This is a genomic window from Glycomyces harbinensis (assembly GCF_900101745.1).
GTDB lineage: Bacteria > Actinomycetota > Actinomycetes > Mycobacteriales > Micromonosporaceae > Glycomyces > Glycomyces harbinensis.
The window spans coordinates 630,322-652,775 of record NZ_FNAD01000001.1 but is presented as its reverse complement, the minus strand read 5'-3'; the positions used below and the strand labels follow the sequence as shown (position 1 = coordinate 652,775).

The window sequence follows — 22,454 nt, the reverse complement described above, 5'->3', positions numbered from 1 at the left end:
TCGGATTTCCGACTCCCGGGCGAGTCGCCCAGTCGTCGAACCGTCCTTTCAGGAATCAGTCGCGGCCGGTGCCGCGGAGCGCGAGCAGGCCCCGCAGGCCGATCACGCCGATCGCGACGCCGAGCCCGAACGAGACCACCGCCAGTGTCAAGTGGACCCAGAAATAACCCGTCGGGTCCCCGGCGGCGTCGAACGCCAGCCCGCTGACGTCGGCGAACAGGTTCTTTACGAACGTCGACCAGACGAACACCGAGAACACGCCGAACGCGAGGAGGAACACCGAGACCGGGCGGCTGAGCTTCATGCCCCCAGTATCCGGCCCCCGCCCGCGGCCCGCGTTCCGGGCGCGCCGCGCCGGTCGCCGGTCACGCCGGGGCGCGACTCGCGCCCGCGGCGCTGTCGGCGCGCCGGTTGCGCCTACTATCCTGGGCATTGCAGACCCGGTGTCACTCTGTGCGGCACTTGCGTGCATACCGTGGTCTGCGATGATGGAGCCCGGATTGTCATCAATACATGGAATGGCTGGCCCGGATATGGACGGACCCGACGAAACCGCGATGCCCAGCGGATACCCCGACCCCGCGGTCCTGGGCTGGGTCAGGTCCGAGGACATCGAGTCCGCCGGGATCCACATCAGATTCACGGTCAATCCCGGCGACAAGATCGTCCAGATGTGGGAGCTGGTCGACGGCCGCCCCGCGCGCTGGCTCGGCAACGTCTACCGCGTCGACGCCCCGATCCCGAGCCTGTACCTCAACTACCACTACGAGAAGCGCTTCAAGCGCCTTCAGCGCGAAGCCCTCGCCCTGGCCGGCGCCAAGTTCTGGAAGTCCTGACCCGACCCGCCGCCGCGCCCGTCCTGCTCAGCGGTCGCCGATGCGCTCCAGCGCCTCGACCAGGGGCTTGAACTCGGGGTTCTGGCGCGCTTCGTCGAGCGCCTCGTGGAGGGCGCCGTCATGGGTCGGCCGGGCCGCGTCGAGCAGCCGGGCGCCCTCCTCGGTGACGTTCGTGTAGATGCCCCGCCGGTCGTCCTTGCAGATCGTGCGCGCCAGCAGGCCGCGGTCCTCCATGCGGGTGACCAGGCGCGTCGTGGCGCTCTGGCTCAGCACGATCGCCTCGGAGACCTGCCGCATCTGGAGGTGGCTCGTCTTGGTCTGGCGACTGAGGACGGTGAGCAGCGAGAACTCGCGGACGCTCAGGTCGTGCTCGGCCTCCAGCCTGCGCTCGACGTGGTCGGCGATGCGCTCGTGCAGTGCCGACAGCGCGCACCAGTGCTGCGCCAGTGCGGTCGTGGTGTCCGGGGTCGCGGTCACGGCGGTCCTCCTCGCTCTCGGAGATCCGGGCAAGCTTAGCGTACAGCGATATACCTAACACGACAATAACCATCGCTTGCAATTAGCCCGCGCTTGCAAGTAATGTGGGGTCGACCGTTCCGCACCGGCGAGAAGGAGCACCATGACCGAGAAGCTGACCGTGGCCGTCCTGGGCACCGGCATCATGGGCGCCGCGATGGCCCGCAACCTCGCCCGCGCCGGGCACGACGTGCGTGCCTGGAACCGCAGCCGCGGCAAGGCCGAACCCCTCGCCGCCGCCGGCGTCCGCATCGCCGACACCCCGGCCGCCGCCGTCGAGGGCGCCGACGCGATCGTGACCGTCCTCTACGACGGCCCCGCCGCACTCGAGGTCATGGCCCAGGCCGCACCCGCCCTGCGCCCGGGCGTGCGCTGGATCCAGTCCACGACCGCCGGGATCGAAGGGATCGCCGCGCTGGCCGCCTTCGCCGACGAGCACGGCCTGGTCTTCTTCGACGCGCCCGTGCTGGGCACCAAGGAGCCCGCCGAGGCCGGCGCGCTCACCGTGCTCGCCTCCGGCCCGAACGGCGACGCGACCGCGAACGCCGTCTTCGACGCGGTCGGCGCCAAGACCGTGTGGACCGGCCCGGACGGGGCCGACGGCAGCGCCTCGCGGCTCAAGCTCGTCGCCAACAGCTGGGTCCTGGCCTTGACCCACGGCATCGGCGAGGTCCTCGCCCTCGCCGAAGGCCTCCACGTGGACCCGCAGCGGTTCTTCGAACTCATCGACGGCGGCCCGCTCGACGCCGGGTACGCCCGCATCAAGGGCGGCCTCATCCTCGAAGGCCGCACCGACCAGGCGAGCTTCGGCCTCGACACCGCCGTGAAGGACGCCCGCCTCATCGTCGAGGCCGCCCGCGGCGCCGGCGTCCGGCTCGACCTGGCCGAGGCCGGAGCCGAGCGGTTCCGCCGCGCCGCGGCCCAGGGCCACGGCGGCGAGGACATGGCCGCCTCCTACTACGCGAGTTTCACGCAGTAGTCCGCAGCGGCCGCCGAAGCCCTGCTCAGGGTCATCGGATAGCGTCGCCGCACCCGCTCCGGCCGCGGCGACGCCGCCGCGGCCGACCACACCCACCGCAGTCCAGCGCCACCTCGAAGGAACCACCGTGACCAGCAACCTGTTCACCCCGCTCACCATCCGCGGCACCACCATCCCCAACCGGGCCTGGATGGCGCCGATGTGCCAGTACAGCGCCGACACCGAAGGGCCGGACACCGGCGCCCCGAACGACTGGCACGTCCAGCACTACGGCTCCCGCGCCGTCGGCGGCGCGGGCCTGATCCTCGTCGAGGCCACCGGCGTCACCGCCGAGGGGCGCATCAGCCCCGGCGACCTCGGCATCTGGAACGACGCCCAGGTCGCGGGCCACCGCCGCCTGACCGCGATCATGCGCGCCCACGGCACCGTCCCCGGCATCCAGCTCGCCCACGCCGGCCGCAAGGCCAGCACCGACCTCGAGTTCAACGGCGGCGCGTCCCTCAAGGACGGCGAAGGCGGCTGGAAGCCCGTGGGCCCCAGCGCGGTCGCCTTCAGCGACAAGCTCCAGGTCCCGCACGAGCTCACCGGCGAGGAGATCGAGGGCGTCGTCACCGCCTTCGCCGACGCGGCCCGCCGCGCCGTCGAAGCCGGATACGAGGTGGTCGAGATCCACTCCGCCCACGGCTACCTCCTCCACGAGTTCCTCTCGCCGATGTCCAACCGCCGCGAGGACGGGTACGGCGGCTCCTTCGACAACCGCACCCGCCTCGCCTTGGAGATCGTCGACGCCGTCCGCGCCGTCGTGGGGGAGCGGGCCCCGCTGATGTACCGCGTCTCGGCCACCGACTGGATCGAACCCGAAGGCTGGACCGCCGACGACAGCGTCCGCCTCGCCGCGCTCCTGCGCGAGCACGGCGTGGACCTCGTCGACGTGTCCTCCGGCGGCAACGTCCCGCGCGCCCCCATCCCGACCGCCCCCGGCTACCAGGTGCCCTTCGCCGCGAGGATCCGCCGCGAGACCGGGATGCCGACCGCCGCGGTCGGCCTCATCACCGAGGCCCGCCAGGCCGAGAAGATCCTCGCCGACGGCGAGGCCGACGCGGTCATGCTCGGGCGCGAACTCCTGCGCCGCCCGTACTGGCCGCACGAGGCCGCCGCCGAACTCGGCGACGAGCGCCCCCTCCCGGCCCCCTACGGCCGGGCCTGACCCACGGGACGTCCACGGGCTCCCGGCGCGGCCGACCGCCGTGAGCCCGTGGACACCTCATGGCGCACCGACGCCCCGGGACCCGCGTCCCGGGGCGTCGCTCTCGTTCAGACCGCCGCGCGCGGCGCCGGGACGAGCGCCATCGCGTTCGTCCGGACCAGCTCCACCGCCCTGGTGACCGCCCCGACGCACACCACGCCACCGCCCAGCGTCGACGCCGCCAGCTCCGGGGCCGGCGGGTGCGTCAGATCCCCGAGGCGTTCGGCCGCAAGGCGAAGCACCGGCGCGAGGGACGCGGCCACCGCGCCCGAGAAGACGATGCGCTCCACGTCGAGCAGGCCGCCCAGGACCGCGCAGATCCGCGCCAACCGCTCGGCCAGCCGCTCGACCAGCCCCAGCGCCACCGGGTCCCCCGCCTCCGCCGCCTTGAACACGACCTCGGCGCCGAGGCGCTCGGGCGCCGTCCGCATGAGCGGGCTCGTGTCCGCCGCCGTGCCCTCGGACCGGGCCGCGAGCGCCCACTGCCGCAGCAGCGCCCCGACGCCGTGCGTCGAGCCCACGCCCTCGACCAGCTTGAGCATCCGCAGCTCGCCGGCGCCGCCCCGGCGCCCGCGCACCAGGTGCCCGTCGACCACGTACCCCGCGCCGAACCGCTCCCCGGACACGAGCGTGACGTACGACGAGGCGCCCGCGCCGGCACCGACCGCGCCCTCGGCGAGCGCCGCCAGGTTCGCGTCGTTCTCGACCTCGGTGAGCCACCCGCGCTCGCGGAAATGCGCCGCGAAACCGGGGTTCATGCGCGACCAGAACTCGAACTCGCCTTCGGGGGAGTTGCCCTCGGCGTCGGTGGGGGCCGGCACGCCGACCGCGATGCACAGGACCGACGCGGTCGGCACGCCCGCCAGCGCGAGCGCCCGCTCGACGGTCGCGTCCGCGGCGGCCGTGCGTTGCACGGCGCCGTCGGGGTCGAGTTCGGTGTGAGTGCGGGCGAGTTCGCGCCCGCGCAGGTCCGCGACGGCGGCCGTGACGCAGTGCTCGCCCGCGTCGACGCCCACCACCGCCCCGGCGTCGGCGCGCAGCTCGTAGCGGCGGGCCGGGCGGCCCTTGCGGTACTCCCCGCCCGCGGCGCGCGCGTTCGGGAGCTCGGCGAACCAGCCCCGCTCCACGAACTCGTCGCACAGGGCGATCACCGTCGAGCGGGTCAGCCCGGTCGCGGCGATCACGTCGCTCGCGGTGAACGCCGACGCGTCCCACGCGCGGTCCAGCACGGTCGCCGCGTTCACTCCCCGCTGGGAGAACGCGGTCCTCTCATCGATCTCGGTCACGCCTCTTGACACCTCGCCTCCGGTGTATCAGTATGACGGTAGCGAATTGATTTTGAAATTAGATTTAATCATCGGATCAACGTGGCCGCAGCGCCGGGGCACACGACCCGCACTGCCGACCCGCCTGCGATCCGCCCACCGCAGAGAGGCACCCGCACATGACCGAGCCGATCACCGGCAACGGCACCGCGAAGGCCGCCGACGCCGCATGGTGGCGCCAGGCCGTCGTCTACCAGATCTACCCGCGCAGCTTCGCCGACGCGAACGGCGACGGCCTGGGCGACCTGCCGGGCATCACCTCCCGCGCCGACTACCTCGCCGACCTCGGCGTCGACGCCGTCTGGCTCAGCCCCTTCTACCCGTCCGCGCTCGCCGACGGCGGCTACGACGTGGACGACTACCGCGACGTGGACCCGCGACTGGGCACCCTGGACGACTTCGACGTCATGATCAAGGCCCTGCACGACAAGGGCATCAAGCTCATCGCCGACATCGTCCCCAACCACTCCTCGAACCGCCACGAGTGGTTCCGGGCGGCGCTGGCGGCCCCGAAGGGCTCGCCCGAGCGCGACCGGTACGTCTTCCGCGACGGCCTCGGCGAGCACGGCGAAGCGCCGCCCGCCGACTGGACCTGCATGTTCGGCGGGCCGGCCTGGACGGCCGTCGGCGACGGCCAGTGGTACCTGCACCTGTTCGCCCCCGAGCAGCCGGACCTCAACTGGCGGAGCGAAGAGGTGCGAGCGGACTTCCTGAAGACCCTGCGCTTCTGGTCCGACCGCGGCGTGGACGGCTTCCGCGTCGACGTCGCCCACGCCCTCGCCAAGCACCTGCCCCCGGACCTGCCCTCGGAGGCCGAGCTGGCCGCGATGGACCGCGCCACCGGCACCCACCTGCTGTGGGACCGCGACGAGGTCCACGACATCTACGCGGACTGGCGCCGGGTCTTCGACGAGTACGACCCGCCGCGCATCGCCGTCGCCGAGGCCTGGGTCGACCCGCCCGCCCGCCGCGCCCGCTACGCCAGCGCCGAGGGCCTGGGCCAGGCGTTCAACTTCGACCTCCTGGAGGCCGACTTCGCCGCGGACGCGTTCCGGCCCATCATCACCGACAACCTCGAGCAGGCCGCCGACTCGGGTTCGTCCACCACGTGGGTGTTCTCCAACCACGACGTGATCCGGCACGCGACCCGCTACGGCCTCCCGCCCAACGGCGACGAGCCGCGCAAGCACGGCCGCGCGTGGCTGCTCTCGGGCGGCACCGAACCCGAGCTCGACGTGGCCGCCGGCCTGCGCCGCGCCCGCGCCGCGACGCTGCTCATGCTGGCCCTGCCCGGCAGCGCCTACCTCTACCAGGGCGAAGAGCTCGGCCTCGGCGAGGTGGCGTCGATCCCGGACGCGGACCGCCAGGACCCGACGTTCTTCCGCAGCCCCGGTGTCGACGTGGGCCGCGACGGCTGCCGCGTGCCGATCCCGTGGGCGGCCGACGGCCCCTCCTTCGGGTTCGGCGACGGGGGCGCGCACCTGCCGCAGCCCGAATGGTTCGGGCGCTACGCGGCCGCGGTCCAGGCGGACGACCCGGCCTCGACGCTCGCGCTGTACCGCGAGGCCCTCGCGCTGCGCCGGGAGCTCCAGACCGCCGAGACGCTCGCCTGGATCCCCTCGGGCGCCGAGGTGCTGCACGTCCGCCGCGACAACGGGTGGGAGGCCGTGACCAACTTCGGCGCCGAACCGGTCGCGCTGCCGGAGGGCGACGTGCTCCTCTCGAGCGGCCCGCTGGACGGCAGGCAACTGCCGCCCGAGACCACGGTCTGGCTCCGCGCCTGAGCCGAGACTCCGCCCGCACCGCAAGCCGAAGGCGCCGGCCCTCGAACGAGGCCCGGCGCCTTCGGCGCTCCCCGGGGCCGGACCCGCCGCGCCCTGCGTGCACTGCGGGCTCACCGCACGAGCCGCCGCGTCGACCTGCGCCCGAACCCTTGCAGCCCTTACGAACGGTCGGCATGATCGCATCGTCCGTACTTCCGCGCGATGAGAAGGGGAGGACCACCGATGTCCTCGAAGACGCTTTACAGGATGGCCGTCGCGGTCGGCGCGGTCGGCGCGGCGCTGATCGTCGGCGCCGCCCCGGTCCAGGCCCACTCCGAGCCCGGTGCCGGGCACTCGGCCTCCCAGTCGGCTCTGTCCACCTTCACCGGAACGGTGGTGGCCACGGGCAACGGATGCCTGGAGCTGCGGACCGCGGACCGCGCCTACCCGCTGTTCGGCGCCGCCGCCTTCGGCTTCGTCGGACAGCGCGTCATCGTCGAAGGCACCCTCAGGCCCGTGATCGGCGTCATCCCCTGCGCCCGCGGGATGGTCCTCCTGGCCGAGGACGTCCGCCCGGCGTAGGCGCCTGCGCCACGGCGCCCGGGCTGCGGGCGGCGGCCGTATCGCCGAGCGCTCACGCGGCGCTCTCGACCTCGGTCGCCGCCTTCGGCTTCGGGTCCCCGTCCGCGAACGACTCCTGCTCGGCGATGTCCCTCGCCAGACGCTTGACCGCCCCGTTGAACACCGCCCGGTCCTGCGGATCGGTGATGTCCCAGTCGTCCAGGCGACGGTCCAGCCAGTGCTGCCAGGCCGTGATGAACCGCTCGAACTCCGCGATCCCACGCCCGGTCATCCGCAGCCGCCCCGACTCGACCTCCAGGTACCCGTCCTTGACCGCCTGCAAGAACACCGGCACCAGCACCTGCGGCGGCAGCCGGTGCGCCGCCGCGATCCGCGGCACCGTCGCCTCCGCGCCAGCGACCTGCCGCATGTAGACCTGCCGCAGCGCCCACGTCCCCGCCCGGTCGAGCGCCGACGCGCTCGCCGCCGACCGGTACACCTCGTCGTAGACCGTCCGGCGCTCGCGGTGCATCACGTCGGCGACCATGCGCGCCAACCGCTCCTGCGACGGCGCCGGGTCGGGGGCCGCGAAGCCCTCGCCCATGTCCGCGGCCCGGCCCCGTGCCGCGTCGTGGAGCGGGCGCTCCTTGAGGAACCACGCCACCAGGAACCCCAGCGCCGCGATCGGCACCGTCCAGAAGAACACGAAGTTGATCGAGTCCGCGTAGGCCTGCACGATCGGCGCGATCAACTCGTCCGGCAGCTCGTGCAGCGCACCGGGACTCGCCACCGCCGCCGGATCGATCCCCGTCTCGGCGTACGCCGCCGCCAGCAGCGGCGTCGAATGGTTGGTGAACAGCGTCCCGAAGATCGCCGTCCCGAACGTCGAGCCGACCGTCCTGAAGAACGTCACCCCCGAGGTCGCCGCGCCCAACTGCGCGTACGGGACCGTGTTCTGCACCGCGATCGTCAGCACCTGCATCGCCAGGCCCAGCCCGAGGCCGAAGACCAGCATGTACACCGACTCCAGCCAGACGCTCGTGCCCGAGCCCATCGTCGACATCAGGTACAGGCCCAGCGCCATCACCGCGGTGCCGCCGATCGGGAACGCCTTGTACCGCCCCGTCCTGCTCACCACCGAACCCGACAGGATCGAGGTGAACAGCATGCCCGCCACCATCGGCAGCGTCCGGTACCCCGACATCGTCGCCGAGTCCCCGTCCACGTACTGGAGATACGTCGGCAGGAACGTCATCGCACCGAGCATCGCGAAACCCACGATGAAGCTCAGGATCGAGCACACGGTGAACACCGGATTCGCGAACAGCCACATCGGCAGGATCGGCTCGGCCGCGCGCCGCTCCACGATCACGAACAGCGCCAGCGCGACCGCCGACCCGGCGAACATCCCCAGGATCGTCGGCGAGTCCCACGCGTAGTCGTCCCCGCCCCACTCCAGGGCGAGGATCAGCAGCGAGGTGCCGACCGCGACGAACACCAAGCCCATGTAGTCGATGACCGGCCGCACCGCCGACCGCACCTTCGGCACGAACGCCGCCGCCATCGCGATCATGACCACCGCGATCGGCACGTTCACGTAGAAGCACCACCGCCACGACAGGTGGTCGGTGAACAGGCCGCCCAGGGTCGGGCCGAGCACGGTCGTCACGCCGAACACCGCGCCCATCGCGCCCTGGTACTTGCCCCGCTCGCGCAACGGGATCACGTCGGCGATGAGCGCCATCGCCGTGACCATGAGCCCGCCCGCGCCCAGCCCCTGCACCGCGCGCGCGACGATCAGGAACACCATGTCGGTGCTGAACCCCGCCAGCGCCGAACCGCCCACGAACACGACCGCGCTGATCTGGAAGATCGACTTGCGCCCGAACATGTCGCCGAACTTGCCGACCACGGCCGACGCGATCGCCTCGGCGAGCAGGTACGACGTCACGACCCACGCCATGTGGCCCGCGCCGCCGAGGTCGGCCACGATCGTCGGCAGCGCCGTCGAGACGATCGTCTGGTCGAGCGCGGCCATGAGCATGCCGAGCAGGATCGTGGCGAACACGAGGTTGCGCCGGGACTTGCTCAGGACCGGCGGCGCGGGGTCGGCGACGTCCGGGGCCGCTGCGGTGTCGACAGTGCTCATAGGCGGAACGATAGCGGCAAAACGGTCATTCGGTGGCCGAGAGCGTCCGAACCGCACCGCCCTCCGCTTAGGATGGCCCCGACACCGCGGACCCCGGGGAGCGCGCATGGAACTGGTGGCGATCCTGTTCGCCCTCACCGTCGGCGGCCTGCTGCTCACCGCCGCCGCCGAGTGGATGCGCCTCCCCGCGCCGGTCCTCATCTGCCTCTACGGACTCGCGCTCGGACTCGTCCCCGGCATGCCCGTCCTCGAACTCGACCCCGAGCACCTGCTGCCGGTCCTGTTGCCGCCCTTGCTGTGGGCCGCGGCCCGCAAGTACTCCTGGCGCCACTTCGCCGCGAACTGGCGCCCGATCATCTTCCTCGCGGTCGTCCTCGTCTTCGTCACCGCCGCAGCGGTCGCCCTGGTCGCGGCCACGATCAGCCCGGCCCTGCCGGTCACCGCCGCCATCGTCCTCGGCGCGATCTGCGCCCCGCCCGACGCGGCCGCCGTCAGCGCCATCGCCGACCGGCTCGGCCTGCCCCGCCGACTGGTCACCATCCTCGAAGGCGAAGGCCTGTTCAACGACGTCACCGCACTGACCCTGTACAATGTCGCGGTCCTCGGCGTCGTCACCGGCTCGGTCTCGGCGATGTGGTCGGTCGGCCTGTTCGCCTACTCCGCGGCCTGCGCCGTCGTGATCGGACTCGCGGTCGGCTGGCTGCTCGTCAGACTCGGGTCCCTCGTGAACGACAGCCGCGTCAGCACCGCCCTCGGACTCACCGGCCCCTACATCGCCTACCTCCTGGCCGACGGCGTCAAGGCCTCCGGCGTCCTCGCCGTCATCTGCGCCGCCTTCTACCTCGTGGCCCGCTCGAACGACCCCGACGACTACGAGAGCCGCCTCGTCCAGGGCTCGGTGTGGGAGGTCTTCGAGACCGCCCTGAACGCCCTCACGTTCGCCCTGGTCGGCATGGAGCTCGTCGACATCATCCAGGCCGTCGGCGACGGCGTCGGCGACCTGCTGTGGAAGGCCCTCGCGGTGGCCGGCGCCGTGATCGGCGTCCGCGTCCTCTGGCTCGCCCTCGCGATCCTCCTGGGACGCACCGGCATCGGCTGGAAGCTGCTGGGGGAGCACCCCCGGCTCGCGGTCGTGACCGCCTGGGCCGGGATGCGCGGCGTCGTCACGATCGTGACCGCGCTGGCCCTGCCGATGACCACCGCCGACGGCTCGCCGTTCCCGGGGCGCGAGCAGATCCAGTTCCTGTCCGTGGTCGTGGTGATCGCGACCCTGCTCGCGCAGGGCCTGACGCTCCCGGGGCTCATCGAGTTCCTCGGCGTCAAGGCCGACACCGAGAAGGAGACCGAGACGCTGCGGTCGATCATGGGCGAGGCCGGCGCGGCCGCGACGAGCCGCCTGCGCGAACTGCGGCGGGAGGGCGAGGTCGACGACGAGGTCGCCGCGAGGCTCGAGCAGTGGTACGACCGCCGCGCCGCCCAGGTCACCTCGTTCGTCGAGGACCGCGAGGACCCCGAGACCGAGCGGATGGTCGAGAAGTTCGACGCGATGCAGCGCATCGAGGGCGAGATGCTGACGGCCTCGACCGCGAGACTGCTCCAGATGCGGTCCTCGCCCGGCAACGACCCCGCCCTCATCGACCGGGTCCTGGCCGCCCTCGACCACCGCGCGGTCGGACGGCGCCGGTCCGGATGAGCCGGCGCCGATTGCGCCCCGCCGGTATGTCGCGGCCGCCAGCGCCGCCCCCTCGCGCTTAAGGTGGCGCTTGTGGAGAGACGAGACGCGAGTGCCGAGGCGGGCCGCACCGGTGCGAGGAGCACCGCACGGGCCGCGGCGCGCTGGGCCGCGGCGCTGACGGCGGCGGGCCTGGCCCTGACCGGTTGCGGTGCGGGCCAGAACGCCCAGACCAGCGAGATGAAGCCGGCCATCGCCGGCGTGGACGTGAACGCGGGGTCGCTGGCCCTGCGCGACCTCCAGGTGGACTTCGGCGAGTCCGGAAGCTACCCGGAGGGCGGCGCGGCGCCGCTGCGGGTGTGGATCGCCAACGAGGGCGACCAGACCGTGGTCCTCGAGGCGGTCACCAGCCCCGACGCCGAGGCCGTCACCCTGGCCACCGAAGTGGTCGTGGCCGACCCGTCCGAGTCCCCCTCCGACGACGCGCCGGCCGGCGGGGACGAGTCAGCCTCGCCCGACGAGACCGCCTCCGAGACCCCCACCGGCGACGCCTCGCCGACCGCCGAAGCGACCGAGGGCGACGAGGGCTCCGCGGAACTCCTCGGCGAGCGCGTCTTCGCGATCGAGATCAAGCCGAAGTCCTACGTGCGCCTGGCCCCGGTCGGCGGCTCGTTCCTGATGCTCGAAGGCCTGAAGCAGGACGTGGGCCTCGGCTCGACCGTCGAGGTCGTCTTCACCTTCTCCGACGGCGCGACCGCGACCGCGCACCTGCCGGTGGGCCAGCCCGCGGTGGCCCCGTCCCGCTCGTACTACGGCGACCCGCACGAAGAGCACTAGCATCCGCACGACGGCGCCGCCCCGCCCGGGGCGGCGCCGTTCGCGTGTCGGCCCCTCACCGGTCCAGCGGCCCCGGGATCTGCATGATGAGGACGGTCAGGTCGTCGGTGCGCACGAACCCGCCGCCCTGGAAGTCGGCCTTGAGCTTGCGGTGCAGCGCGTCCGGGTCGCGGATGCCCGCCGCGACGTGCGCGTTGAGCATGGAGGTCAGCGGGAAGGTCTGCCCGTCGGCGTTGCGCGCCTCGATGATCCCGTCGCTGAAGGCCACGATGAGGTCGCCGGGCATGAGCGTCGCCTCCCGGACCCTGGCCTGCTCGAGCCCGTAGTCGAGGAGCCCGAGCGGCGGCATCGGCCTGGCACTGATCGGCGCCGCGCTGCCGCGCACCAGCAGCGGCGCGTGGTGTCCGCACAGGACGACGCGCACGGTGTCGTGGCGCGGCGTGATCTCGATGAGCGCGGCGGTCGCGAACGACTGCTCCCATTCGCCGCGGCCCCGGTTGTGCAGGCGCACCCGCCGCTCCATGCGGGCGGCCAGGACGCACAGGTCGGCATCGTCGAGCGCGCGCTCGCGGAAGGTCCCCAGGAGCGCGTCGGTGAGCTGCACGGTGCTCAGGTCGTGGCCCTGCACGTCGCCGACGACGGCCCTGACGCCGGCGTCGGTCTCCTGCACGTCGTAGAAGTCGCCGCCGACCAGGCCGGGGCTGTCCTCGGGGGTCCGGTAGGCCACGGCGACCCGCACGCCGCCGACGTGCGCGGGCAGGTCGGGGAGGATCGCCCCCTGGACGGTCTCGGCCACGAGCGTCATGTCGAGCAGGCGCATGACGATCCGGTTCCTGATCCAGGCGAGCACGGAGCAGACCAGGCCGACCGCCGCGATCGGCGGCAGGTCGCTGAAGACCGTCTCGGGCCAGGGGAGGAGCCCCAGGGCCCCGAGGCAGACGACCGCGAGGACGCCGACCGTGGCGAGCGCGGTCGCGACCGGACCGTTGACGAGCGCGGTGAACGCGGGCAGGAACACGAGCGCGTAGTTCGCGTACGGGATCAGGAGCGGGTCCAGGAACGCCAGCGGCACCGTGACCGCCAGCAGAATGAACGGCAGCAGCCGCAGGAGCAGGACCGAACCGGGGTGGCCGTTCGCGATGCGGCTCCAACCGGTCTCGGGCACCACATAGGACCGCATGTAGCCCTGCATGTCCTGCGCCACGCGCCCGGTCGCCTTCACGAGGCGAGCGTAAGCGGGCCGGGTGCTTCCGCGGCCCGGAAACGGCGAAAGCGGACGAGGGCCGCTCCCGTCCGCTTCCGTCTCGACCGCTCGCGGCTACGCGCCGCCGGTGTGGGCGTCGATGGCCTCGCGCAGGCGCTGCTCGTCCTCGGACGAGAGGTTCGTCTGGAGGAGCTTGCCCTGGTACTGGCCGCCGAGCTCGTCGAGGACCTTGTCCTCGGTCGCCGAGAGGACCAGCAGCACGAGTGCGGCGCTGCCCGGGTTGAGCTCGGCGCCGAGGTTCTTCATGAAGGAGTCGTCCACGCCGATGTCGGTCATGGCGCCCCCCGCGGCGCCGGCGGCCGCGCCCACGGCCATGCCGAGGAGCGGCGCGAAGAACAGCAGGCCGATGAGTCCGCCCCACAGGGCGCCGCCCGCGGCGCTGACGCCGGTCAGCGAGGTGGACTGGTGGAGCTTGACCTTGCCGTCCTGGCGGCGTTCGACGACGACGGCGTCGCCGAGCTTGATGAGCTCGCGCTTCTGCATGTCGGCGAGCTTGGCCAGGACCGTCTGCGCGGTGGGGACGTCCGGATAGGCCACGGCGATGAGTTGGCTCATGCGTCTTCCTCTCTGCGAGGCCGCCGGCGGCGGCGTCTCGCCCGATTGTGGGCCCCGCGGCGCCTCCACGTCCTGAATTCTGCGGTAAACCGCGGTTCGGGCGACCGGTCCCGGTTCGCCATGGTTCGTCGTCCCATCATCCGCCGCGGTTTCCCGCGTTCCGGGAACCGCGGTTGACGGCGGCGCCGCGGCAATCTATATTTCCCATAGATTTGGTAGAGTTATTCACCCGGATTCCGTCTCGGAAGGCTTCCTCGTGCGCACCCTCGTCCTCCTGGGCCTGGTCGGTCTGGCCGCCCAACTCGTCGACGGCAGCCTCGGCATGGCATACGGCGTCACCTCGACGACCCTCCTGCTCGCCATCGGCACCAACCCCGCCTCGGCCTCGGCCACCGTCCACCTGGCCGAGATCGGCACCACCCTCGCCTCCGGCGCCTCGCACTGGCGCTTCGGCAACGTCGACTGGAAGGTCGTCCTCAAGATCGGCATCCCGGGCGCGGTCGGCGCCTTCGCGGGCGCCACCTTCCTGTCCTGGCTCTCCACCGAGGTCGCCGCCCCGTTCATGTCCCTCGTCCTGCTCGCGCTCGGCGTCTACCTGCTCGTCCGCTTCACGCTGCGGGGCCTCGACAGCCGCAACCTCGGCAAGCCCCTGCGCAAGCGGTTCCTGACCCCCCTGGGCCTGGTCGGGGGCTTCCTCGACGCCTCGGGCGGCGGCGGCTGGGGACCGGTCGGCACGCCCGCGCTCCTGGCGAGCGGGCGCATCGAGCCGCGCAAGGTCATCGGCTCGATCGACACCTCCGAGTTCCTGGTGGCCGTCGCCGCCTCGCTCGGCTTCATCATCGGCATCGGCAGCGAGGGCGTCAACTTCGCCTGGGTCGGCGTCCTGTTCGCGGGCGGCCTCATCGCGGCGCCGATCGCCGCCTGGCTGGTCCGCCACATCCCGCCGCGCGTCCTCGGCTCGGCCGTCGGCGGCGTCATCATCCTGACCAACACGCGCACCCTGCTGCGCAGCGACTGGATCGCGGCCTCCGCGCCCGTCGCCTGGACCGTCTACATCGTCATCAGCGTCGTGTGGGTCGCGGCCGTCGTCTACTCGGTGCGCCGCCACCTCGCCGAGCGCGACGTCGGCGGGCCGGTCCTCGACAAGGCCAACAACCCCGCCCCGGCGGAGGAGCCCGCTCCCGAGACCACCTGAGCAAACCCGATTCGACAGGGCCCGCGGCGAGTTCGCCGCGGGCCCTTCGCATGTCCGCGATGGTCCGTCCCTATTGGATTTGGGGGACGACGGCGACGCCCGTCTCCAGTAGCATGTTGGCTCAACGCTGCCTTGTGCCGGACCGTTGGAGGCGCTGTGACCCAGTTCTACCAGGCATTGCTCCGCGACGGCGGCCAGCGGCTCGGCCCGCGGCTGCGGCGGTCGTTCGCCGCGTGGGCGGGCGTGTCCGACGACGGCTCGCCACGCCTCGACGTCGCGAAGGGCCGCAACCGCGTCGCCCTCGCCGACAACGAGGTCTGCGGCCGGTACCTCCTCGACGCCCCCGCCGCCGGCGGGCGCCTGCGCACCACCGCGACCTGGGCCGCGGCCCAAAGCGCCGCCAAGAGCTGGGTCCGCGTCACCGTCGAGGGCGACGCCGCCGAGGACGCCCCCGCCCGCGCCCCCGGGTTCGTGGCCGCCTTCCTCGCCACCGGGCGCGCCACCGACGGCGCCGTCCCGGTCGAGGCCGGCCCGCACCTGGTCGGCCCCGAGGAGGTCAAGGAGCTCACCGCCTGGCTCGCCAACCCCGACCGGGGCGTCCCGCTCATCGTCCTCACCGTCGACCGCACCGAACCCGGGCTCGTCACCGCCTGCGCCGACCACCTGTCCGCGGCCCTCGCGGGCGTCGCCGTCGTCGCGCGCCTCTACGACACCAGGACCCAGGACGAGCTCAACTCCTGGCTCGGCCCCGACCTCAGCGTCTTCGGCGGCGGCCTGCGCACCTACCTGCCGGGCGTGCGGCCCGGCGAGGAGACCTACGCGATGCGCCACCAGCCCCGCGGCGGCGGCGCCATCCGCGACCACGGGATACGCGCGCTCGGCGTCGTCATCGAAGGGGTCGCCGACCTCTCCGTGCACCGCCCGCTCCCGACCGACATACGCCAGGCCGAGCCGCGCGTCGCCCGCGTCCTGTCCGGCGCCCTCGCCCCCGAGGAGCTGCACGCCCCGCCGCCGAGCCCCGCCGCGATAGCCGTCCCCAGACCGCCGAGGGCGCCCAGACCGGCCGCACCCCCCAGGCCCGGGACCGCACCCCCGCCCGCACTGCCGACCCAGCCCGCCCCGCCCGCAGCGGAGACCCCCGAGCCCGAGCCCGCGCCGCCCGCCCCGGCCCCCGCCGCTCCCGAAACCGACGCCACCGCAGACGCCCCCGTCCCCGACGACCTCGCCGACCGCATCACCGCGCGGCTCGCCGACCGGCTCGACGACAGCGTCCTGGACGCCCTCGTCGACATGGCCCGCGGCGGCGACTCCGAGACCACCGGCCTCATCAAGACCATGTCCGCGCACCTCGACGCCCTCACCCGCGCCGTCGAGTCCTCCGGCCTCCTCGGCCCGGGCCCCCGCGGGCCCGGCCAGGAGCTCCGGCGGCTCCAGGAGCAGTACGACCAGCTCGAGTCCGACTACGTCGAACTCCAAGAGCACGAACGCAAGGCACAGGACCGCATCCGCTGGCTGGAGAGCCGCCTCGCCGAGCACGCCGACCCCGTCTACGGCGTCCAGGACGCCGACCTCGACGGGCCCTGGGAGGCCGAGAGCCTCATGGACGTCGTCCAGCGCGCCCGCAAGCAGCTGCGGCACCTCGACCTGCCCGACACCCTCGACACCGAGGTCTCCCGCCTCGACGTCATGTACCCGCGCCAGCGCCGCCGCTGGACCGGCAAGACCTGGGACGCCCTGCGCGCCCTCGACGCCTACGCCGAGGCCCGCGCCGAAGCCCGCTTCACCGGCGGCTTCTACGACTGGTGCACCCGGCCGCTGCACGGCGGGCCCATCATCACCCCGACCATGGTGTCCATGAAGGAGTCCGACTCGGTCTCGGGCAACCCCAAGTACTACCGGGCCCGGATCTTCCGCGTCCCCGCCGACATCGACGAGTCCGGCCGCGTCTTCATGCCCTCGCACATCAAACTCCAGGCCGTCGGCTCGCCCGCGCCCCGCATGCACTTCCTCGACGACGCCGGCGGCGCGACCGGCAAGATCTGGATCGGCTACCTCGGCGACCACCTGCCCAACACCCGCACGAACTGACCGGCCGGCCGCCGGGCGCGCCATCGCGCGCCGGACCGCGGACGGCGGACCGGGCGCGCCTCCCGTAGGCTCGGGGAGAACCCGGGAGGAGCGTCGATGGAATTCATGCGCCGCAACGCGCGCTGGATCGCCCTGGCGGCGATACTCGCGATCACGGCCCCGTTCCTCGCGCGGGGCCTCAACGCCCTGTTCGCGGTCGACACCTTCCTCGTGGCCGTGATCCTGTTGCTGGCCATCGTGATCGCCATCGTGATCCTGGCCCGGTCGCAGAACCCCGAGGAGTGAAGATGGGACGTAGGAGCCACCGCCTCTTCGCCCGCTGGTACCCCCAGGCCGCCGCCTCCCTTGAGGACCGCGGTCTCGGAGAGCAGCGGGCGCGGCTCCTGGCGGGCGTCGGCGGGCGCGTACTGGAAGTCGGCGCCGGACACGGAGCGAACTTCCCGCACTACCCCCAGGCCGTGACCGAACTGATCGCGGTCGAACCCGAAGAGCGACTTCGGGACCTCGCCCAGGAGAAGGCCGGGGACCTCGGCCTCAAGGCCACGGTCCTCGACGGCGAGGCCGAGCACCTGGCCTTCGAGAACGACTCGTTCGACGCGGTCGTGACCACGCTGGTGCTGTGCTCGGTCGCCGACCAGGACCGCGCGCTGGCCGAGATCCACCGGGTGCTCAAGCCCGGCGGCGAACTGGTCTGCCTGGAGCACGTGGCCTCGGCGAACCGGGCGATCCTGGTGGGGGAGAAGGTCTTCGACGCGGTGCTGTGGTCGCACGTGTTCGGCGGCTGCCACACCGCCAGGGACACCGGCGCGGCGATCGAGCGGGCCGGTTTCGACACCGAGGGCCTGGAGCCGCACCGGCTCCCGTACCTGCCGTTCCCGCTGAAGGTCAGCCCCCACCTGGTGGGCTCGGCCCGCAAACCCGCGTAGACGACGGTCCGGCCGCGCCTTCGCGGCGCGGCCGGACCGCGTTCGGCCCCTGGCCGCACACGACGCAGGCGCGGTTCCCGCTACGCGAGGCGCCCGTACGCCTTGAGGGTCCGCAGCGTCGCGAGCGTGAGGAAGCCGCCCCATTCGTGGACGACCACAGGGGTCCACATCTCGAAGTTGGGCGCCCAGCCGCCGTCCTTCTGCTGCGCATCGATGAGGACGTCCAGGTGCAGGTCGATCTCGTCGTCGCCGAACAGCCTGCGCGCCATCGACTCCGGCCCCGGCGCGAGGTCCAGCGGGGTGTGGACGTGCCCTTCGGCGTGCGGGTCGATCGCCGCCGCGGCCCGCAGCGACGGGCCGAGCCGCGCGAACTCGGCCTCGGCGCGCTCCCGGTCGGGGACGCGCTCGAGGAACGCCAGCACGCACATCGCGTCGTAGGCGCCGACTTCATCGAGTTCGGCGATCGTCCTCCAGCAGAACTCGGCCGCCGGGGCGATCCACGGGTGCTCCTCGCCGTGCGCGAGCAGCAGCCCGACGATCGGGGCGGTGGGGTTGAGCGCGGCCGGGGGCTTCTCGCCCTGGGGCTGCCACCAGGGTCCGCGCTCGTCGCCGACGACGCTCGGCAGCACCCACGGCACGCCGCCCTCGCCAGTGCTGTTGGCCTGGAGCCAGTCGCAGGCGGCCCGGACCGGCGAGAGGTCCCCGGGGCCGACGTCCTCGAGCATCCGGAACGCGACCTCGACGCCCTGCGGCTGGCTGCCCGCGCCCCGCAGGTCCGGCTCGATCGCGCTGCCGAAGCCGCCGTCCGCGTTCTGGTAGGCGAGCACGGCCGCGCGCACCGGCGCCGCGGGCCCGCCCTTGAACTCGCGCGCGAAGCGCAGCCGCTCGACCAGGCGGGCGTTGAGGACCAGGTACCGCTCGGCGGCGGCGAACGCGTCCTCGGTGAGCGTCTTCATGCGAACCCCTTCGTCCCGCGCGACCCCTCGGGCGCGCACAGGGTCCCGACCGTAGCCGAGGGGTCCGACATCACCCCGCGGCGCGCTCGAACGCCGCCAGGACCTCGTCGTTGAACAGGACGAACCTGATGTCCCCGACCGCGGTCGCGGTCGCCCGCACCGTCCTGACGGCGATGTCCGCGGCCGACTCGGCCGGCCAGCCGTAGACCCCGGCGGAGACGGCCGGGAACGCGATCGACGCGGCCCCCAGCTCGTCGGCGACCCGCAGCGACTCCCGGTAGCAGGAGGCCAGCAGCGCACTGCGGTCCTCCTCGGCGGAGTAGACCGGGCCGACGGTGTGGATGACCCAGCGGGCGTCCAGGCGCCCCGCGGTGGTCGCCACGGCCTGCCCGGTCGGCAGGCCCCGCCCGTAACGGCCGCGGCGCAGCTCCTGGCACGCGGCGAGGATCGCCCCGCCGCCCGCGCGGTGGATCGCCCCGTCCACGCCGCCCCCGCCCAGGAGCGAGGAGTTCGCGGCGTTGACGATCGCGTCCGCGCTCTGGTGGGTGATGTCGCCTTTGAGGATCGTGACGGCCATGCCCGCATTCAAGCACGCCCGCGATTCCGCCGGGCGCCGACGCATCGACGCGAGTGCATGACCGCTCCCCCAGGAGAGCGCATACACGCAGGTCACGGCCCCGTCCGAGAACGCACCCTTCATCTAACCCATTTACAAAGGGGCCCGGGCGTCGTAGCATGCAGCCATGAAGTCCACCTCGCGCGACATCCGCCTCCGCAACTGCTTCGCAGTGCTCCGGCACCTCATCGCGGACGCCCCCACCTCCCGGCAGATCCTCGCCCGCGAGACCGACCTCAGCGTCGCCACCGTCTCGAACCTGGTGACCGACCTGATCGAGCTCGGCGTCGTGGTGGAAGTCGGACGCGAGGACTCCGGAGGCGGACGGCCCCGGGCGCTGCTGGCGCCCAACGTCGGCGGCGGCGTCATGATCGGCGTCGACGTGGCCGAGACCTACGTCCACCTCGAGGTCTACGACCTGGCGCTGACGGTGGTCGACCGGGTGGACGAGCGCATGGAGCCCAGCGAGAACCGCCCCGACCAGGTCATCGAGCACATCGCCTCCGCCATGGACCAGGTGCGGTCGCGCCTGGGCGAGCGCGCGATCCTCGGCCTCGGCGTGAGCCTGCCGGGCCAGGTGGACGTGGCCTGGGGCGTCTCCGGCTTCGCCCCGAACTGGAACTGGCACGACGTGCCCTTCCGCAAGCTCCTCGGCGAGCGCCTGCGCCTGAGCGTCCCCATCTACCTCGACAACCCCCTCAAGACGATCACCGTGGGCGAGCTGTGGTTCGGCGACGGCCGCGGCGTCGAGCGCCTCGCCGTCCTCATCCTCGGCACCGGCGTCGGCGCCGGCCTCGCCTTCGGCGGCCAGCTGTACCGCGGCGCCACCAACTCGGCGGGGGAGTGGGGCCACACCACCATCAACCCCGGCGGACCCCAGTGCCGCTGCGGCGCCAAGGGATGCATCGAGGCCTATGTGGGCGCCCCCGCGATCCTGTGGCAGTGGTCCCAGCTCGACGGACGGGCCGGGGCCGCCTCGCAGACCGAGGCCATGGCCGCCCTCGCGGCGGCCTGGGAGGCCGGCGAGGTCTCGGCCGTGCGCACCGTCGAGACCGTCGCCGAGCACCTCGCCGCCGGCGTCGCCAACCTCCTCAACCTCGTCAACCCCGACCTGGTGGTCTTCGACGGCTGGGTCACCGGGGTCCTCGGCGACGCCCTCATCCCCGAGTTCGAGCGCCGCCTGCCCGCCCACGCCATGGAGGCCCCCCTCAAGGCCGCCCGGCTGCGCCGCAACAGGTACGACCGCAACATGGTCGCGCTCGGCGCCGCCGCGCTGGCCCTGGAAGGCCACCTCAACCGCCTCAACACGGTCGGCTCGCGCAGCCGCCGCTGACCGGCCCGGCCCCGACCGGACACGGCCCCAACCGCATACGAGCCCGATCGCGAACCGGGCGCCACAGCGGACCCTTCCGCCCCGCGCGCACACGCCGCCGGGGCGCGATGACCCCTGCACGCTGGCGGAACGCCTGTGGCGCATGGGATGAACGCTCCCAGTGGTGCCGAGCGCAAATCGTTACCACACTACTTACTCCAACCCATTGACAAAGTGACGTGCGATCGCAAGACTGAAAAGCGAATCGACACATGTCGAATTGCCGCAGCGACGTCGGCCAATGCCCCGACGCCGCACGGCAAACCCTTCCGACCTCTCGAAGTAGCGAGGAGCCAACCATGGTCGCCTTCCGCAACCACCGCCCTTCCCAGCTCTCCGCGCTGGCGCTGAACCGCCGCCGCATGCTCGCCCTCGGCGGCCTCGCCGCCGGAGCGGGCGCCCTCGGCGCCTGCGGCGGCAACACCGGCCGCGGCTCCGCCGACGGCGTCAACCTCTCGCAGTGGTACCACCAGTACGGCGAGCCCGGCACCCAACAGGCCGCCGAGAAGTACGCCGCCGCCTACGAGGACGCCACCGTCACCATCAACTGGATCCCCGGCGACTACGACACCGCCCTCTCCTCCGGCCTGCTCGCCGAGAAGCAGGGCGACTACCCGGACGTCTTCGAGGGCCACCTCAACCGGGCGATGGTCGAGAGCGGCCAGATCGTCCCGCTCGACGACATCCTCACGGACGTCCTCGACGACTACACCCCCGACGACCTGGCGCGCAACACGATCGACGGCAAGGTCTACGGCGTCCGCATGATCGACGACCCGCAGTTCCTGTACTACCGCCCCTCGCTCCTGGACGGCGCGGGCATCACGCCGCCGGCCACGTTCGAGGAGCTCATGGCGGCCGCCGCCGAACTGACCACCGGCGACGTCAAGGGCCTGTTCCTCGGCAACGACGACTCGGCCACCAAGCTGTTCCAGCCGATCGTCTTCTCCGCGGGCCAGACCCTCCTGACCGAGGACAACCAGATCGGCTTCGACAAGGACACCGTCATCGCCGGGGCCCTCCAGGCCAAGGAGCTGCACGAGTCCTCCTCGCTGCTCATCGGCGCGCCGACCGAGGCGTGGGACCCGTCCTCGATCATCCAGGAGCTGTGCGCGATCCAGTGGTGCGGCCTGTGGGCCCTGCCCCAGATCATCGAGGCGCACGGCGAGGACATCGCCGTCATCCCGTTCCCGGCCTTCGGCTCCGGCACGCCGACCGTGTTCAACGGCGGCTGGGACACCTTCGTCAACGCGGGCTCCGAGCACGTGGACGAGGCCAAGGCGTTCGTCAAGTGGCTGTGGGTCGACAACGAGGAGTTCATCCTCGACTGGAACCTGTCCTACGGCTTCCACATCCCGCCCCGCCTGTCGATGCGCGGCGGCGCCGAGCAGCTCGCCGACGGACCGGCCGCCGAGGCCGTGCGCATCTCCGAGGAGTTCGGCTGGGCCGAGAACCCCAACTGGACGCCCACCATGGAGACCGCGGTCGACGACATGATGACCCACATCGTCCTGGAGGGCAACGACCCCTCGACCGAGTTCGACAACGCCGTGGCGACGATCCAGGGCGAACTCGACGGCATCTTCGGCTAGGCGGCC

General features: G+C 72.7%; 21 protein-coding genes. 13 read left to right on the top strand and 8 right to left on the bottom strand.

What is annotated here, in order from left to right:
* Positions 1 to 55: 55 nt before the first annotated feature.
* Entirely contained in the window at positions 56 to 304 is a 249-nt protein-coding gene (locus tag BLQ63_RS02845) for an SCO4848 family membrane protein (protein ID WP_091027987.1), read from the bottom strand.
* Positions 305 to 533: 229 nt separating this feature from the next.
* On the opposite strand from BLQ63_RS02845, the gene BLQ63_RS02840 reads away from it, so the two are divergent.
* The gene (locus tag BLQ63_RS02840; protein ID WP_091027985.1) at positions 534 to 836 is read left to right on the top strand and encodes a hypothetical protein; all 303 of its coding nucleotides are present in this window, start codon (positions 534 to 536) and stop codon (positions 834 to 836) included.
* Positions 837 to 863: 27 nt separating this feature from the next.
* Here the strand turns inward: BLQ63_RS02840 and BLQ63_RS02835 are convergent, their stop codons facing one another.
* Positions 864 to 1,313: a MarR family winged helix-turn-helix transcriptional regulator gene (locus BLQ63_RS02835; RefSeq protein ID WP_091027984.1), complete on the bottom strand. Its 450-nt coding sequence runs from the start codon at positions 1,311 to 1,313 to the stop codon at positions 864 to 866.
* Between the two features lie 142 nt (positions 1,314 to 1,455).
* Between BLQ63_RS02835 and BLQ63_RS02830 the strand changes: the two genes are divergently transcribed.
* Complete coding sequence (locus BLQ63_RS02830) at positions 1,456 to 2,331, top strand: NAD(P)-dependent oxidoreductase (RefSeq protein ID WP_091027981.1); 876 nt, start codon at positions 1,456 to 1,458, stop codon at positions 2,329 to 2,331.
* Between the two features lie 127 nt (positions 2,332 to 2,458).
* Positions 2,459 to 3,538: an NADH:flavin oxidoreductase/NADH oxidase gene (locus tag BLQ63_RS02825; RefSeq protein ID WP_091027979.1), complete on the top strand. Its 1,080-nt coding sequence runs from the start codon at positions 2,459 to 2,461 to the stop codon at positions 3,536 to 3,538.
* A gap of 107 nt (positions 3,539 to 3,645) precedes the next feature.
* Here the strand turns inward: BLQ63_RS02825 and BLQ63_RS02820 are convergent, their stop codons facing one another.
* On the bottom strand, positions 3,646 to 4,863 hold the full coding sequence (locus tag BLQ63_RS02820) for an ROK family protein (RefSeq protein ID WP_218125023.1): 1,218 nt from the start codon (positions 4,861 to 4,863) through the stop codon (positions 3,646 to 3,648).
* A 158-nt stretch (positions 4,864 to 5,021) separates the two neighbouring features.
* Here BLQ63_RS02820 and BLQ63_RS02815 point away from each other — a divergent pair, with 158 nt between their 5' ends.
* Positions 5,022 to 6,686, top strand: a complete 1,665-nt coding sequence (locus BLQ63_RS02815; protein WP_091027977.1) for a glycoside hydrolase family 13 protein — start codon at positions 5,022 to 5,024, stop codon at positions 6,684 to 6,686.
* 222 nt (positions 6,687 to 6,908) lie between these two features.
* Positions 6,909 to 7,247 carry a hypothetical protein gene (locus BLQ63_RS02810; RefSeq protein ID WP_143014739.1) on the top strand — a complete coding sequence of 113 codons (339 nt, stop codon included), beginning with the start codon at positions 6,909 to 6,911 and terminating at the stop codon, positions 7,245 to 7,247.
* Positions 7,248 to 7,299: 52 nt separating this feature from the next.
* Here BLQ63_RS02810 and BLQ63_RS02805 read toward each other — a convergent pair whose 3' ends face one another.
* Entirely contained in the window at positions 7,300 to 9,375 is a 2,076-nt protein-coding gene (locus BLQ63_RS02805; RefSeq protein ID WP_091027971.1) for an MDR family MFS transporter, read from the bottom strand.
* Positions 9,376 to 9,481: 106 nt separating this feature from the next.
* On the opposite strand from BLQ63_RS02805, the gene BLQ63_RS02800 reads away from it, so the two are divergent.
* Positions 9,482 to 11,068, top strand: coding sequence for a cation:proton antiporter (locus BLQ63_RS02800; RefSeq protein WP_177154755.1), 1,587 nt, complete (start codon positions 9,482 to 9,484; stop codon positions 11,066 to 11,068).
* A 72-nt stretch (positions 11,069 to 11,140) separates the two neighbouring features.
* Positions 11,141 to 11,884, top strand: coding sequence for a copper chaperone PCu(A)C domain-containing protein (locus BLQ63_RS02795; RefSeq protein ID WP_091027964.1), 744 nt, complete (start codon positions 11,141 to 11,143; stop codon positions 11,882 to 11,884).
* A 55-nt stretch (positions 11,885 to 11,939) separates the two neighbouring features.
* Here BLQ63_RS02795 and BLQ63_RS02790 read toward each other — a convergent pair whose 3' ends face one another.
* Together BLQ63_RS02790 and BLQ63_RS02785 are read right to left on the bottom strand one after the other, a co-directional pair.
* Positions 11,940 to 13,106, bottom strand: a complete 1,167-nt coding sequence (locus BLQ63_RS02790; RefSeq protein WP_091027960.1) for a PP2C family protein-serine/threonine phosphatase — start codon at positions 13,104 to 13,106, stop codon at positions 11,940 to 11,942.
* Positions 13,107 to 13,202: 96 nt separating this feature from the next.
* A complete protein-coding gene (locus BLQ63_RS02785) occupies positions 13,203 to 13,703 on the bottom strand; it encodes a DUF1269 domain-containing protein (RefSeq protein ID WP_091027957.1) in 501 nt (166 codons plus the stop codon).
* Between the two features lie 256 nt (positions 13,704 to 13,959).
* Between BLQ63_RS02785 and BLQ63_RS02780 the strand changes: the two genes are divergently transcribed.
* The 4 genes from BLQ63_RS02780 to BLQ63_RS02765 all read left to right on the top strand — a co-directional run bounded on the left by BLQ63_RS02780 (position 13,960) and on the right by BLQ63_RS02765 (position 17,912).
* Complete coding sequence (locus tag BLQ63_RS02780) at positions 13,960 to 14,898, top strand: sulfite exporter TauE/SafE family protein (protein WP_091027953.1); 939 nt, start codon at positions 13,960 to 13,962, stop codon at positions 14,896 to 14,898.
* Between the two features lie 156 nt (positions 14,899 to 15,054).
* The gene (locus tag BLQ63_RS02775) at positions 15,055 to 16,986 is read left to right on the top strand and encodes a hypothetical protein (protein WP_091027951.1); all 1,932 of its coding nucleotides are present in this window, start codon (positions 15,055 to 15,057) and stop codon (positions 16,984 to 16,986) included.
* 96 nt (positions 16,987 to 17,082) lie between these two features.
* Complete coding sequence (locus BLQ63_RS02770; RefSeq protein ID WP_091027947.1) at positions 17,083 to 17,271, top strand: hypothetical protein; 189 nt, start codon at positions 17,083 to 17,085, stop codon at positions 17,269 to 17,271.
* Between the two features lie 2 nt (positions 17,272 to 17,273).
* Entirely contained in the window at positions 17,274 to 17,912 is a 639-nt protein-coding gene (locus tag BLQ63_RS02765) for a class I SAM-dependent methyltransferase (RefSeq protein ID WP_091027945.1), read from the top strand.
* Positions 17,913 to 17,992: 80 nt separating this feature from the next.
* Here BLQ63_RS02765 and BLQ63_RS02760 read toward each other — a convergent pair whose 3' ends face one another.
* Both BLQ63_RS02760 and BLQ63_RS02755 read right to left on the bottom strand, forming a co-directional pair.
* Positions 17,993 to 18,868: a hypothetical protein gene (locus BLQ63_RS02760; RefSeq protein WP_091027938.1), complete on the bottom strand. Its 876-nt coding sequence runs from the start codon at positions 18,866 to 18,868 to the stop codon at positions 17,993 to 17,995.
* Positions 18,869 to 18,938: 70 nt separating this feature from the next.
* The gene (locus tag BLQ63_RS02755) at positions 18,939 to 19,445 is read right to left on the bottom strand and encodes an O-acetyl-ADP-ribose deacetylase (protein ID WP_091027936.1); all 507 of its coding nucleotides are present in this window, start codon (positions 19,443 to 19,445) and stop codon (positions 18,939 to 18,941) included.
* Positions 19,446 to 19,611: 166 nt separating this feature from the next.
* Between BLQ63_RS02755 and BLQ63_RS02750 the strand changes: the two genes are divergently transcribed.
* Both BLQ63_RS02750 and BLQ63_RS28215 read left to right on the top strand, forming a co-directional pair.
* Positions 19,612 to 20,817 (top strand): ROK family transcriptional regulator, encoded by a 1,206-nt coding sequence (locus BLQ63_RS02750; RefSeq protein ID WP_091027933.1) that lies wholly within the window; start codon positions 19,612 to 19,614, stop codon positions 20,815 to 20,817.
* Positions 20,818 to 21,155: 338 nt separating this feature from the next.
* A complete protein-coding gene (locus BLQ63_RS28215; protein ID WP_177154754.1) occupies positions 21,156 to 22,448 on the top strand; it encodes an ABC transporter substrate-binding protein in 1,293 nt (430 codons plus the stop codon).
* Positions 22,449 to 22,454 lie beyond the last annotated feature (6 nt).

Bases quoted from the DNA above. Each gene is read 5' to 3' on its own strand.
- BLQ63_RS28215 (WP_177154754.1), top strand. From the start codon at position 21,156: ATGGTCGCCTTCCGCAACCACCGCCCTTCCCAGCTCTCCGCGCTGGCG.
- BLQ63_RS02750 (WP_091027933.1), top strand. From the start codon at position 19,612: ATGAAGTCCACCTCGCGCGACATCCGCCTCCGCAACTGCTTCGCAGTG.
- BLQ63_RS02840 (WP_091027985.1), top strand. From the start codon at position 534: ATGGACGGACCCGACGAAACCGCGATGCCCAGCGGATACCCCGACCCC.
- BLQ63_RS02800 (WP_177154755.1), top strand. From the start codon at position 9,482: ATGGAACTGGTGGCGATCCTGTTCGCCCTCACCGTCGGCGGCCTGCTG.
- BLQ63_RS02785 (WP_091027957.1), bottom strand. From the start codon at position 13,703: ATGAGCCAACTCATCGCCGTGGCCTATCCGGACGTCCCCACCGCGCAG.
- BLQ63_RS02805 (WP_091027971.1), bottom strand. From the start codon at position 9,375: ATGAGCACTGTCGACACCGCAGCGGCCCCGGACGTCGCCGACCCCGCG.
- BLQ63_RS02845 (WP_091027987.1), bottom strand. From the start codon at position 304: ATGAAGCTCAGCCGCCCGGTCTCGGTGTTCCTCCTCGCGTTCGGCGTG.
- BLQ63_RS02760 (WP_091027938.1), bottom strand. From the start codon at position 18,868: ATGAAGACGCTCACCGAGGACGCGTTCGCCGCCGCCGAGCGGTACCTG.
- BLQ63_RS02770 (WP_091027947.1), top strand. From the start codon at position 17,083: ATGGAATTCATGCGCCGCAACGCGCGCTGGATCGCCCTGGCGGCGATA.
- BLQ63_RS02830 (WP_091027981.1), top strand. From the start codon at position 1,456: ATGACCGAGAAGCTGACCGTGGCCGTCCTGGGCACCGGCATCATGGGC.
- BLQ63_RS02765 (WP_091027945.1), top strand. From the start codon at position 17,274: ATGGGACGTAGGAGCCACCGCCTCTTCGCCCGCTGGTACCCCCAGGCC.
- BLQ63_RS02815 (WP_091027977.1), top strand. From the start codon at position 5,022: ATGACCGAGCCGATCACCGGCAACGGCACCGCGAAGGCCGCCGACGCC.
- BLQ63_RS02810 (WP_143014739.1), top strand. From the start codon at position 6,909: ATGTCCTCGAAGACGCTTTACAGGATGGCCGTCGCGGTCGGCGCGGTC.
- BLQ63_RS02755 (WP_091027936.1), bottom strand. From the start codon at position 19,445: ATGGCCGTCACGATCCTCAAAGGCGACATCACCCACCAGAGCGCGGAC.